The organism is Marinobacterium jannaschii DSM 6295 (assembly GCF_000620085.1).
Classification (GTDB): domain Bacteria; phylum Pseudomonadota; class Gammaproteobacteria; order Pseudomonadales; family Balneatricaceae; genus Pontibacterium; species Pontibacterium jannaschii.
Map to the genome: position 1 here is coordinate 127102 of NZ_KK211068.1, position 12913 is coordinate 140014.

Genomic DNA, 12913 nt, shown 5'->3' on the forward strand with positions numbered 1-12913 from the left:
GCCACACGGCGAGCGCCGACTGTGGCTGCCGTGCCCTGCCCCACGAGTGCGAACCCAGAAAAAAAATAACAGGTAAATAGCTATGCTTAATGAACGTACAGAAAGCTTAGTGCTTGACGATGTGAGACCCCAATTCAAAGCAGTCATACTCCTGCTATCGCTGGCCGTGGCCGCGCTGGCCATATTCAGCTACCAGTCAATCGGCACAGCGGACGGCAGCTACGGCGCACTGAGCCTGTTCCCGACCCTGGTCGTGATCGCTACCGCGCTGTACACCAAGCGCACCATCGAATCGCTGTTTATCGGTGTACTCGTTGGCCTACTGATGACCAGGTCCTTTGCCGACTTTATACCGGCCCTGGGCAGCACCTTCCTCACCGTATTCCAGAACGATACCGTAGCCTGGATCTTTATCGCCTGCGGCCTGATGGGCAGCATGATCACCCTGGTCACCGCAGGCGGCGGTGCCGAAGCGTTCGGTGGCTGGATCTCACGTAAGGTACAGGGTAAGAAACCGACCCTGTTCGCCACCATGGGCCTCGGCATCCTGATCTTTATTGACGACTACCTCAACGCCATGACCATCGGCTCCTCGATGCGCAAGGCCACCGATAAGGTCAAAACCTCACGCGAGTTCCTCGCCTATGTGGTGGACTCCACCGCCGCGCCGGTCTGCATCATCCTGCCGTTTTCCACCTGGGCGGTATTCTTCTCCGGCTTGCTGGAAGAGAACAAGGTTGCGGCCGAAGGCGAAGGGATCAACCTGTTTATCCAGTCGATCCCCTACATGTTCTACGCCTGGATCTGTCTCGCCGTGGTCGTGCTGGCGATCAACAACAGCATCCCGCTGCTGGGTAAGATGCGAGAGGCCGAAGAGCGCACCGAGCGCACCGGGGCTGTATTGAGCGAAGAGGACGCCGCCCTTGAAAACGGCACTGAAGCGGCGACCGCCGAAAGCAATATGCTCAACTTCTTCGTCCCGATCGGCACCCTGATCTTCTTCACCTGGTACTTCGATATCGACATCATGTCCGGTGCGATGGCCGCAATCTTCGTTACCCTGGCGTTCTACTTTGTGCAGCGCCTGCTGCCGATGCTGGAGATGTTCGATGCGGTACTGAAAGGCTTCGTCGGAATGATCGCCCCGCTGGGCACCCTGTTCTGTGGCTTTATGCTGGCCGAAGTGAATAACGACCTGGGCACCACCGAGTTTGTGATCCAGAGCGCGTCGACCATCATGACTGCCGAACTGTTACCGGCCACCGTCTTTATCACGATGGCCGGGCTGGCATTTGCCACCGCTTCCTTCTGGGGCATCTTCGTGGTCGGCATGCCGATCATCATGCCGCTGGCGATGGCGGTGAATGCAGATATGCCACTGGTGATCGGTGCCATGATCTCAGCCTCGGCCTTCGGCTCCCACGCCTGCTTCTACGGCGACTCGACCGTACTCTCGGCCAAGGCCTGCGGCATCAGCCCGATGAACCATGCCCTGACGCAGCTGCCCTACACCCTGATCAGCGCAGCAATCGCCACCCTGCTGTTTTTCCTTTTCGCCTGATCATTGATCTGGCCACCCCCGATACCGGAGCCCCGCTCCGGTATTTTTGTATCTATCGTTTATAGCCATCAGCTAAGTTGTTTAATCCATTGAACAAGATATCTGGTTTTGCGGTCAGCTCTTTTTACTGAAACGATAGCCCGGGATAACAGAGAGAGGATTAGAACCGGATATCAAGGCCATATGATGCCAGCACCATTTATAGGGCTAACAGCGGCGTCTGGCCTAACCCGTTTGGCCGCACGGGCGCTATTGGCGGGGTCTTTTAAGCCGCCACAGAGCGCCAGAATCACGGGAAGAAAGCCAAAATACAGCACAGCTCAGGCTGGGAGGGAGGGCCTGAACGACAGCAACCCAGGCTACGAAGGCAACAACAGATTGCGGGCGTGTTCGGTGATTACACTCACCGCCGGGTGCTTGATCCGACGCTCGGCGGAGATCAGATAGAATTGTTCGGTAATTTCAGCGGTGCGGCCAATCACGTCTACCCGGTACTTATCCAGTACATCCTGTTCGACCACCGTCGGCGAGGTGAAGATACCAGCACCGCGCTCACCGAAGGCCTTCATCAGGGCCCGGTCTTCAAACTCTGCGACCACCTGGGGACTGATTTCATTGCGCTCGAACCAGGCTTGCAGGTTGCGGCGCAGGCTGCTGCCGGCAGTGGGCATCAGCATCTCCCGCCCCTGAAGACAGGTTGGAAATGGCTCGGTAAACGCCGGGGTCATCTGCCGGGGGGTAAAGAATGTGATGCCCGACTCCCCCAGCCGATGGTTGTAGGCACGAATATTCAGCGTCGGGCTGACCGGGCAGTCCGCCAACACCGCATCCAGTTTATGCACAGAAAGATCCGCCAGCAGATCAACCAGCGGCGCTTCGTGACACACCAGGCGAACAGCCTTTTCAAAGGATAACACCGGCTCCAGCACCCGGTATGCAAGCAGTTTGGGGACAACCATAGCCACCCCGACTTTCAACGTCAGCGATGATCCGGGGCGGCTGCCATCCAGCGCTTCCTGTAACTGGCCGCCCAGTTCAAACATCTCATCGGTGTAGGAAAATACCAGCTGCCCGGTGTCCGTGAGCACCAGGTTTCGACCGCTGCGTCGAAATAGCTTGGCGCCCACCTGTTGTTCAAGTTCGCGCAGTTGTCCACTGATGGTTTGAGGGGTGATGCAGAGCGCCTCTGCGGCCGCGACAATAGAGCCGTGGCTGGCCACGGCCCAGAAGTAACGCAGATGCTTCAGGTTGAGCTTGAGGTTGTGCATCGTACAATCATCCTTGTTGTGCCTGTCACACGGCAGAATCGTCGCCGGCAGCGGCAACAGCGGCAGATGCCAGCGACCAGCCCCGGCCAGGCTTACTCCGCAACTGTTACCGGCGAGAGGAAAGCACCGGGCTTAACTGCAAGTATGGATGCTTCCGTGGTTTGCAGCACATTCTCGGCAGTATTACCGATGATAAAGCCGGGTATACCGCAGCGACCAACCGTTCCCATCACTATCAGATCGGTACCGTTCTGCGCGCATACCTTCCTGATGCTTTCCGCCGGCGGCCCCTTGATCAGATGGACCTCATGCCCGGCATCGGCTAAGCCGCACTCAGCCATCAAATCGTTCAGCATGCCCTGATGCTGCTGCTCGGTATCGATAAGCAGGGCCTCCAGTTGCTCTCTTGATACTCTGGAGAATCCGCTTTCCAGGGTCGATTCACCATACAGTTGCCAGGCGTGTACCACGGTTAACCGGGCATTTTCCCGCGCGGCCATAGACGCGGCAAGGGTCAGGGTCTTCACGGCACAATCGTGCCCCTCCGGGGTCTCGGGGTCGACTGCCGCCAGAATATTGTGATAGGTCGGGGGCTGGTTGGGACGATCGACCCAGACCGGACAGGGACATTTTCGCAGCAGGTGCATATCGGTGCTGCCCAGAATCAGCTCAGAAAAACCGTTGGGTGAGCGGCCCGCCTTAATGACCAGATCATAGCCGTCCCGCAACACCGCGCGTATTGCTTCGACAAAATCAACGCCGTTGACCACTTCGATGCTGACGCGATCGCCATCCTGTATCCGGGGCGCTATCAGTGATGACAGTGTTTTCTGACGTACTTCGCGCAAAGCCTCATTCAGATTCAGGCCCAGACGCTGTTTGATATCTGCCTTTATCGCAGTGTCGGCGACTACGTCAAAGACACAGAGTCTCGCCCCGTTCGAACGGGCCAGGTTGAGCGCCCTGTTAAAGGCCCGACTGAGCTGCTGCTCGCCATCGGCAAAATAGAGAATGTTCTTAAATCGTTGCATGGATATCTCCTTCGATCAGGACCAAAACGTCAACATCAGAAAAACCGTTGTCATGCCCAGCCAGAGGGACCCGAATCCCATCTGGCGTCTGCCGGGCCAGAGATCCGGCTGTCGTAACAGCGTCAGCCTCAGCCGGGTTGTGGCCGGCTTTATCCGACTAACCAGATCCAGCGCGGACAGTCCGCTTATACAGCGGGCCTGAATGACGCTTAACCAGCGCCCACTGAATAACATCAATATATCGCCCGGTGGAATTGTGCCGACCCAGCGCACAATCCAGTCAGGACGACGCCACCAGACAAAGCCCGCGACACTCAGTGCGATAAGCAGTCCGGATGGGTTCGTGAGGGTGTCAGCGGGGCTGCTAGGAATCCCGGTAACATCAGACATCACAGGAATCGCCAGCAATACCGCAACCAACACCAGCCACGGCAGCCATGATATGGCAGCGGCCGCAACCGGTTGCCGCTCAATGCGATGCAGCAGGTAGAGAAAGCGGGCCATCAGCAATGGGGTGGCGATCGCCGTCATCACCAGAATCCAGGCGACGACCTCCCCCCAGCCGCCGAGTTGGCTGAGTGGAGCGCTAAGTTGTGCTTTGGCGTAGGCCCCGCTGGTCAGCGGCGCCCCCGCCAACACCAGTGCTGGCAACAGCAGCAGAACCCAGGAAAAGCGCCATCCTGAGGCTTTCACCAGGCCAACTCCGAGAAACAGAGCGCCTTTGGCAAGGCCGTGATGGGCTGCGAAAAGCACAATGACAGCAACCAGCGGCTCGGCCAGGCCCGGTTCCAGCAGCGCCAGCCCCAGTATCGCGACCATAAGTCCCATCTTGCCGATACTTGAATAGGCCAGCACAACTTTCGGGTCTCGCTGCGAAAGCCCACAAACCAGCGTCAACAGCGCGGCCAGGCTACCGCTGATAACCAGCAGCTGGCCCCATTCCGGTAGCGCCTGTTCACCCAGCGGTAGAAACCGTATCCAGCCGATCAGGGCGGTCTTAATCATGGCACCGCTCAGCACAGCGCTGGCCGGTACCGGGGCTGCGGGATGGGCCAGTGGCAACCAGAAATGCACGCCAAGCACGCCGGCCTTGATGGCAAACGCCAGTATCAGCAGGCCGGTTTCCAGCGTGCTGCCACCGATCAGTTCTGTGCTATCCGGGGCCAGGTTGCCGGTGCGCTGGTAGATCAGCATAAAGGCAACAAACAGCAGCATCTCGCCCAGTATCGTCATGCTCAGGTATACCCTGCCTGCCCGTTGCTGCGACGGCTGTCCGCCATGGACGATCAGGCCATAGGCCGCCAGCCCCATTGCAGAAAAACTCAGGTAGAAGCTGACCAGGTCCTGGCCAGCGATCACCCCGAAATTACCGCACATCGCCAACAGGAAGCACACCCGGAAACGTCGCGCCGCAGCGTCATCCCCAAGCCACAGGCGCACATAGCAGGCAGCCGCGAGCCACAACAGTGACGCCACCAGCAGCAAGACGGCGGCGCTGGCATCAAGCCCCAGCCGGGTTCCCAGCAACAGCCATGGAATCTCCACCTGTGAGCCCGTGGGTAACAACAGGCTTGCCATCAGCGCAGGCAGTGCTGCCACTACCAGCCAAATACTGCCATTGGCGCGGATTGCCAGTGGCACCAGCAGCAGTGGCAACAGCCATAAAATCAGTAACAATGATTCATTCATGGTCGGTACTCCCGCTCGGCGATCAGTTGTACCCATTCCAGCGGGCTATAGGGAGCTGCCGCAAACAACCCTGCTGCCAGCGCCAGCACTGCGGTGATCACCGGAGGCCAAAGCAGCGCCCCTTTGGTTTCCAAAGGCCTGGATTGCAAGTCGGCCTGCCATGCGGAGGGCGTCGGCCTGAACCAGGCACGATAGAGGATGGGCAGGAAATAGAGCGCATTCAGCAGACTGCTGATCACCAGCACCGGGATCACCCAGTCAGTCGCCCCGGCCTCAACCGCGCCAAGGCCCAGGTACCACTTGCTGACGAACCCGGCAACCGGCGGCACGCCGATCATACCCAGGGCCCCGACGGTGAACGCCAGCGTGGTTCCCGGCATCCGCCGTCCCACCCCGTCCATTTCGCTGACACGCTGGATGCCCAGCGTCTCGGCATAGTTACCGGCAGCGAAGAACAGGGTTATTTTCATCAGTCCCTGATGCACCAGATGCACCAGCCCGCCGACAGTCGCCAGCGGCCCGAGAATTGCCGCCCCCAAAGCGATGTAGGACACCTGACTCACGGTCGAGTATGCCAGTCGCCGCTTCAGGTGGTCCTGTGACAGTGCCCGCAGCGAGCCATAGATAATGGTGACCGCTGCCGCTGCGCCCAGCGGTGCCAGCAGGTCGAGCGAGGCGGAAAACTCAATGCCGTAGACATCGTAAACGACTCGCACGATCCCGAAGGCCCCTGCCTTGACCACGGCCACAGCGTGCAGCAGCGCACTGACCGGTGCCGGCGCAACCATCGCCTGCGGCAGCCAGCCATGCAGCGGAACCAGCGCCGCCTTGACGCCAAGCCCGGCAATCAGCAGCAGGAAGATCCAGCTCAGTGTCGATCGGTCCAGGCCCTCAATACTGTCCAGTATTCCGCCCTGGGAGAACTCGAGCGGACCGGCAATGCTGCGCAGCCAGATGGTGCCCACCAGCAGGATCATGCCGCCAGCCAGGGTGTAGGCCAGGTAGATACGGGCGCCCCGTACCGCTTCCGGCGAGCCTTTGTGTGCCACCAGTGGATAAGTTGCCAGCGTCAACGCTTCGTAGAACACCACGAAGGTGAACAGGTTGCCGGCCAGCGCCAGTCCCACCGTGGCGGTGACGCAGAGACAAAAGAAACCGAAGAAGCGGCTGCGGTGCGGGGTCCTTTCCAGATAGCCTATCGCATACACCGTAGTCACCAGCCAGAGCACGGTCGACAGGCTGACAAACAGCACACTCATAGCATCGGCATGCAACACCAGCTCCAGGCCGGGTGCCAGTGTCCAGCGCGTTTCATAAACCTGCTCATGAAAAACACCCCAGATCATCAGGCCGACCAGCGCCAGCTTCAGCAGTGCACCGCCCATGTTCAGCAAGGTACGCAATGATGTGTCCCGCTCTTTGATGTAAAAGATCAGCACCCCCGGTATCAGCGAACTCCCCAGGATCAGCAGTGGTAGCCATTCGTTCAGGGTCATATCAGATACCTCCACCACTTGCTAACAGTTGCCATAGGCCGTTACTGCCCAGCCCTAATACCGCCGTGGCGATCAGTGCCAGCACAAGAGGCGACAATGGTTCACGTACATGCAGCTGCGGTGACGAGGGCTGTCCACCCTGGCTGAACATCAGCCCCAGCACCCGGAACAGATAGACAGACGCCAGCAGCGAGCCTGCGGTCACCACCAATACCCAGAGCCATTGCCCCTGGGCAAAGGCTTCCGTCATCAGCTGCCATTTAGCCAGGAAGCTGCCGCTGGGCGGCAGGCCGATCAATGCCACACCGGCCAGCGCCAGGGTAAAGACAGTGGCGGGCAGAGTCCGGGCCAATCCAGCCAGCTCTGTGATCCGGTCGTGGCCCAGCTGCTGCTGAATGGCTCCCGCCGCCATAAACAGCGCACTCTTGGCAAAGCCGTGGGTCAACGCAAACAGCAACAGCGCCCCATAGAGCAGTTGCCGTGACTCCCCTTGCGGCATTGCCAGCAGCAGCGAGAAGAACAGGAACAGATACCCCAGCTGGGCGATGGTGGAATAGGCCGCCAGCAGTTTCAGCCGTTCCGCCTGAATCGCCCGGTAGGAGCCCCAGAGAATAGCCGCCGCGCCCAGCACACCCAGGACGGAGGCAAGCGGCGGCGTGACCACCGGAGCAAACAAATCAGCCCAGAGCCGCAACAGCAGATAGAACGCAACTTTGACCACCAGCGCAGACAAGGCGGCACTGACCGGCGCGGGCGCATTGGCATGCACTGCCGGCAACCAGAAATGCAGCGGGAACAGGGCACACTTGAGCATCAGGCTGGCAGTAAACAGGGCCAGCGCGGTCCAGGTGAGTGGATCAGCTTCAATCATCCCCCCCAGCAGCAGGATATCGAGCGTCCCGTAACGGGCATAGATCAGTACCACCGCGGCGAGAAAAACCAGCGATCCCAGCAGCCCCAGCATCAGATAGTCCAGCGCCGCCTTCATCGCCGTTCGACTGCGTCCCAGGGCCGTCAGGCTGACCGCCGACAGTCCCAGCAGCTCCAGCGTGACGTAAAGATTGAACAGGTCGGCCGATAGCAAAAGCGCGCTGATGGCGCTCTGCAACAGCAGCCACAGCGGCCAGAACGACACCCTGGTCGCAGAGCTTTCGAAGTAGCGGCAGGCAAAAATACTGGCAGCAACGCCAACCAGTGTACTCATCAGAAGCATTGAGGCCGCCAGGCCGTCCGCATAGAGGGCGATCCCCAGCCCGGTCTGCCAGCCCCCGAGTACCAGCATCTGGTCTCCGCCACTGTGCACCAGCATTAGCACTGCAGTGGCCGCCGCCGTTGTCAGCACACCGGCGACAACAGCGATCAGCTGACCATAGCGCGGAATAAGCAGAGCCAGCAGCGCGGCTAACAACGGCATGGCCACCGGCAGAATCAGCAGGTTAATCATCGTCCATCTCCTGCAGCCGGCGGTCGAGCACCAGGGCCAGTGCAGTGGCACTGATGGCAACCACCAGTCCCGTGAGCACCAGAGCATGAGGCAGGGGATCAGGCAGCTGGCCAAAACCTCTGTATGCGAGGGCGATCAGTATCAGGAAGACACCGGCACTGGACACGTTAACCGCCAGTATCCGGGCAAACAGACTGCGCGGCAGCAGCGCGCCATAGAGGCCGATAACGAACAGGCCCAGGCCGCTCCCCCCGTAGATCATAGTTGTAAGCAACATCAGAGACGGTCCTCCGGGCTGTGACGGTGCAATGCGCTCTCACCGCCCCGGTATGCCAGAAGCAGAGTGGCGGCAATACTGAGCAGGGCCCCGGTTTCAATCAGCAAAATCAGGCTTGCCGACCACTCCGGCGGGTAAGCCAGGAAAGCAGAGCCATTCAACATGCTGCCCAGGCCAACCAGCAGGAAGCCGGCCGGGCCAGCCACCAGCAACGCACGCAGGTAACACGGCGTGGGTGTGCAGAGCGCTTGCTGGCCGCCCAGATGCAGCAGCACGCCTGCCGCTGCGAGAACCGCGCCAGCCTGAAAGGCACCACCCGGCGCATGCGCCCCCACCCATAGCAGGTAACCCGACATCACTATCAGCAGGGGTACCAATGCGCGCATCAGCAGCCTCATTAGGGCACCGGCCTGAGATTGAGAGGGGCGCTCGCGCCCGAGTGCAAGGATGCCGATCGCCACACAAAGCAGCACCGCCAGCTCCAGCAAGGTGTCGTAGGCGCGAAAGTTCAGCAGCACGGCGGTGACCGGATTGCTGACGCCACTTTCGGGCAGATAACTGTAGATAAGGTTGCTATCGCTGGAGACCGGCATCGTACCCGGCACCGCGAACAGCGCCCAGGCCATGGCCGCCCCGATCAGCAGGCTAAGCAGCAGCAACCCCGGTGCGCTGGCGCTAGAAAGTTCCTGCTTGTCTGGCTGGCCAGCCAACGCCGAGAGCAACAGCGCACCGGTCAGGCCCGCGCCAATGGCGGCCTCCGCCAAAGCCAGGTCGGGCGCAGCCAGCCGCGCCCAGATCAGTGATAGCAGCAAGCCGAAAGCGATAAACAACACCACAGCACGCCTGAGATCGCGACTGCTGATCACTATCCAGCCCATAACCAGAACCAGCAGGGCCAGTACGCCATCAAAAAGAAGCCACATCATCGCATTCACTTGCGGCACTCCTTCGTCAGCGCCTGACGGGCAATAAACTGGGAGACCGCCGCACTGGTTACCAGTATCAGCAACCAGATCAGCAGCAGCTTGATGGCAGTGAAAGCATCCGCAGCCAGCAGTGCCAGTCCGCTGGCGACAAGGCCCAGTCCGAGGTTGTCGGCTTTGGTAAGCGCATGCAGCCGGCAGAGAAGATCCGGCAGGCGCCACAGGCCAATACTGCCGACAATAAAAATACCGCTACCGCCAAACAGCAGCCCCCAGCCTAAGAGATCAGTCATCACCTATCACCTCCTGCGTCAGGGCAACCACCGCGACCGCTGCCAGCAACGCCATCACCAGCGCGACATCGATCAGCGCAGGCGCTGCCAGGACAAACCCAAGCAGCAATACAATTGCCACTCCGCAGGTCCCGAGCAGCAGCACCGAAAGCATCCGGTCCGCCAGTGTGGGGCCAAGCAGCGCTCTCGATAACCCAAGCACCATAGCCGCCAGTAAAAGGATTAAGGCCAACACAGCCGCTGAGGAGGTCATCATTTGCTCTCCTCCGTGCGTCGCCGGTCATTGAATACCCGGGCGATCGCAGCCTCCAGGGTGCGCATATCCTCCCGGGCACCGGCATCGTAATCCAGCAGATGGACGGTGAAGCCTGCCCCCTTGTGCCTGGCGATCAGGGTGCCAGGCAGCAGATTGACGCAGATCATAAACAACACGCGGGCCGCGGGCCGCTGCAGTGCGGAGTGGTAGTCCTCCAGCGCCGGACGCACCGAAAGCTGTGGAGACATAACCCGCAGCGCCACCGTAAAACCGCCCCGGATGGACTCCCGGAAAAACAGCGTTATCAGGCCCAGCAGTGCCGTCCAGCAAAAGCGACCGCCCGGAAAGGACTGCAGACGCCAGGCAATAAAGGCGGCGAAGCCCACCGTTGGCACCCCAACCAGCCAGCCCTGCCCGCTTCCACCGGACAGTAACCACCAGATAGCTGCCAGGAAAACAGCTGCAAGCAAAATGGATCGACCTTTCGCCATGCTCGATACCTCCGCCGGGTTAAACCCATTACGGCGCAGTCTAGGTACCCGGCTGGATAAGCACAAAACGATTTATAGACCCCCATAACTCGGTTTTTCCGAAACGGGAATTATCCGTAACCGATACCCCGGCCGTGCAACCCGTCCCTGCTCCCGATACAGGCTTCCCGACCGCAGATCGCCTGGCCCTTGCTTCAGCCGGGTTACAGCTACATCCTCGCAGCCGCCATTTACAGTCGTTCTGTTCAAACAAAGGCTCGCCCTCAATAACCCCTGCTAAAAAATGGCTGTTATCACCGCCAACGCTCCCTATACTGAACGCAATATCCGGGATATTTCAGGAGAGGACCCCAGACGATGAGTCAGCGCAGGACGGTAATTTGTTTAATTTGCTGCTTAATGCTGTCAATTACCGGCATTTCCAGGGCAGAAGCCAGTGAGGTAATCGGCAAGGTATTACTGGCGGTTGGCCAGCCACAGCTGCAGCGAGGCGACCAGCTGCTTCTGCTGAAGCGTCATAGCCCGCTTCAGGAGGGCGACCTGATTAAAACAGGCAACGGCGCCCGGGTGATGCTGCAGCTGGCGGATAAAACCCGCATCAACCTGGCAGAGAACAGCGAGTTTGCCCTGGCACGCTACCGCTTTGACGCCACTGCGCAAACATCCGACGTCAGGTTTCAGCTGGCCAGAGGCGCCTTCCGCGCCGTCAGCGGACTGATCGGTAAACAGGCCAACCCCAAGCTGGAAGTGGCTACCCCGGTCGCCACTATAGGTATCCGCGGTACCGACTTCTGGGGCGGCTTCCTCTTCTCTGAGGCACTGGATGTCACCATGATCAGCGGCAAGGGGATCTATATCTACAACGACCAGGGCCGGGTCGATATCGACACGGGGGGTGAAGGCACCACGGTCGCCGCCAGTCAGGCCCCCGCCCCGCCGGTACGCTGGTCAGCACAGAAAGTCAGCCAGGCCGCTGCGGCAACAGCCGTGCAGGAGTAACCCCCACCTCAAACCCCATTGCCGCATACAACAAGGCCGCTGCTTCTGAAGCAGCGGCCTTGTCCTTATCTACCTGTGCGGCAGTGCACCGAAAAAACGACTCCGTAAGCCGGATATCTTTTCTTCGCCGCCAGCACCATCGGGTACTGGCAGCCACGGAGCTATCTTTCTCTATCGCGTTTCTGAGCTACCTATACGGCATTGGACCCGGCTATCTGCCCGAAACCGACAACAACGATATTCCGGGCTGAATGCTGTGACACTGCAAGCAGTGTGTAACAGTCCGGCTCAGCCGCCTATACGGCAGTGGTCCTATTTGACGCTGTAAAAGCGGATTTACGAAAATTCTATGAGGCCCGTCCGGCAGTAAGCAGACAGGCCTCCGGCTCAGATAAAGCCAGCAGTTTGTAAGCTGCCTGTGCGGCAGTGAACAGAGATAATAACGCTGACCTGGGTGGCTGAGATTTCTGAGCTGCCTGTGCGGCAGTGAAGCGGGAACCCTACAATCTGATCCGCTGGCTTTAAAGCATGTCCGCGCAAAGGGGCAGCCCCCCGCCTTTGCAGACAACTCTGCCAGTGCTATTAACTTACAAAGCTTGTTCCGGCCTTGCTTAAGCCAGACTAAAACCAGGGAACGCTGGCGTCCCGGCTAAGGCCGTAGCAGTTAAAGCTGCCATCGGTCGGTTTATCCTGCAATGCCTCCAGACGAATAAACAGCTTAAAGCTCTGGCCGCTACTGCTGCTTTTGACTGCCAGAAAAGGCAGTTTTGTTCGCTGTTCAATACTGTCCGGGATTAACACCCGGGCCTGCTGCTCGCTCAGGCCATGACGCTTCATCTGGCGACGGCGCAGACGCTCAGCACTACTTTTAACCTGCAGCCGCGAGATACAGCGATACTGACATCGCTGCGGAATCAGCCTGATATCCGTCGGGGTAATATGGTCACGCATCCCCTGTAGCCAGTTGAGTGCCATCAACTGGCATAAAGCCTCTTCGCTGCCATGTAAGCGCAACAACGCCCCCAGGCCCGGGCTGGAAGCACCTGCCCGGGGAAAGCTGACTCCGATCCGGTCACTCTGCAGCATCACCAGTGCCCGGTGCAGCTTATTAAACAATGCATTCATCAGCAGGTTGGTGTTGAATTCCGGGTCAGGGAGAATCCTGATATCGAGATAGTGCTGCAT

13 protein-coding genes are annotated in these 12913 nt (G+C 59.5%); 2 read left to right on the forward strand and 11 right to left on the reverse strand.

Annotation, left to right across the window (positions count from 1 at the left end; translation table 11 throughout):
• Window positions 1-82: 82 nt before the first annotated feature.
• Complete coding sequence (locus tag Q354_RS0122255) at window positions 83-1561, forward strand: Na+/H+ antiporter NhaC family protein (protein ID WP_084332718.1); 1479 nt, start codon at window positions 83-85, stop codon at window positions 1559-1561.
• Between the two features lie 359 nt (window positions 1562-1920).
• Here the strand turns inward: Q354_RS0122255 and nhaR are convergent, their stop codons facing one another.
• From nhaR to Q354_RS27695, 10 genes are all read right to left on the reverse strand, one after another.
• Complete coding sequence (nhaR, locus tag Q354_RS0122260; RefSeq protein WP_027859544.1) at window positions 1921-2829, reverse strand: transcriptional activator NhaR; 909 nt, start codon at window positions 2827-2829, stop codon at window positions 1921-1923.
• A gap of 92 nt (window positions 2830-2921) precedes the next feature.
• Window positions 2922-3860: a universal stress protein gene (locus Q354_RS0122265; RefSeq protein WP_027859545.1), complete on the reverse strand. Its 939-nt coding sequence runs from the start codon at window positions 3858-3860 to the stop codon at window positions 2922-2924.
• Between the two features lie 15 nt (window positions 3861-3875).
• Window positions 3876-5549 (reverse strand): complex I subunit 5 family protein, encoded by a 1674-nt coding sequence (locus Q354_RS26890; protein WP_051560540.1) that lies wholly within the window; start codon window positions 5547-5549, stop codon window positions 3876-3878.
• Window positions 5546-7045 (reverse strand): complex I subunit 5 family protein, encoded by a 1500-nt coding sequence (locus Q354_RS0122275; RefSeq protein WP_027859546.1) that lies wholly within the window; start codon window positions 7043-7045, stop codon window positions 5546-5548. Before Q354_RS0122275 ends, Q354_RS26890 begins: the two co-directional genes overlap by 4 nt.
• Window position 7046: 1 nt before the next feature.
• Window positions 7047-8489, reverse strand: a complete 1443-nt coding sequence (locus tag Q354_RS0122280) for a complex I subunit 5 family protein (RefSeq protein WP_027859547.1) — start codon at window positions 8487-8489, stop codon at window positions 7047-7049.
• The gene (locus Q354_RS0122285; protein ID WP_051560543.1) at window positions 8482-8766 is read right to left on the reverse strand and encodes an NADH-quinone oxidoreductase subunit K; all 285 of its coding nucleotides are present in this window, start codon (window positions 8764-8766) and stop codon (window positions 8482-8484) included. Before Q354_RS0122285 ends, Q354_RS0122280 begins: the two co-directional genes overlap by 8 nt.
• Complete coding sequence (gene mbhE / locus Q354_RS26895; RefSeq protein WP_084332728.1) at window positions 8766-9692, reverse strand: hydrogen gas-evolving membrane-bound hydrogenase subunit E; 927 nt, start codon at window positions 9690-9692, stop codon at window positions 8766-8768. The genes Q354_RS0122285 and mbhE overlap by 1 nt, the downstream gene beginning before the upstream one ends.
• 5 nt (window positions 9693-9697) lie before the next feature.
• A complete protein-coding gene (locus Q354_RS0122295; protein ID WP_027859549.1) occupies window positions 9698-9982 on the reverse strand; it encodes a cation:proton antiporter in 285 nt (94 codons plus the stop codon).
• Window positions 9975-10238, reverse strand: a complete 264-nt coding sequence (locus tag Q354_RS0122300; protein ID WP_051560547.1) for a monovalent cation/H+ antiporter complex subunit F — start codon at window positions 10236-10238, stop codon at window positions 9975-9977. The genes Q354_RS0122295 and Q354_RS0122300 overlap by 8 nt, the downstream gene beginning before the upstream one ends.
• Window positions 10235-10729, reverse strand: a complete 495-nt coding sequence (locus tag Q354_RS27695; RefSeq protein WP_051560548.1) for a Na+/H+ antiporter subunit E — start codon at window positions 10727-10729, stop codon at window positions 10235-10237. Before Q354_RS27695 ends, Q354_RS0122300 begins: the two co-directional genes overlap by 4 nt.
• A gap of 399 nt (window positions 10730-11128) precedes the next feature.
• Here Q354_RS27695 and Q354_RS27700 point away from each other — a divergent pair, with 399 nt between their 5' ends.
• Entirely contained in the window at window positions 11129-11728 is a 600-nt protein-coding gene (locus Q354_RS27700; RefSeq protein ID WP_051560550.1) for a FecR family protein, read from the forward strand.
• 621 nt (window positions 11729-12349) lie between these two features.
• Here Q354_RS27700 and cas6f read toward each other — a convergent pair.
• Window positions 12350-12913: a type I-F CRISPR-associated endoribonuclease Cas6/Csy4 gene (gene cas6f / locus Q354_RS0122315; RefSeq protein ID WP_027859552.1), complete on the reverse strand. Its 564-nt coding sequence runs from the start codon at window positions 12911-12913 to the stop codon at window positions 12350-12352.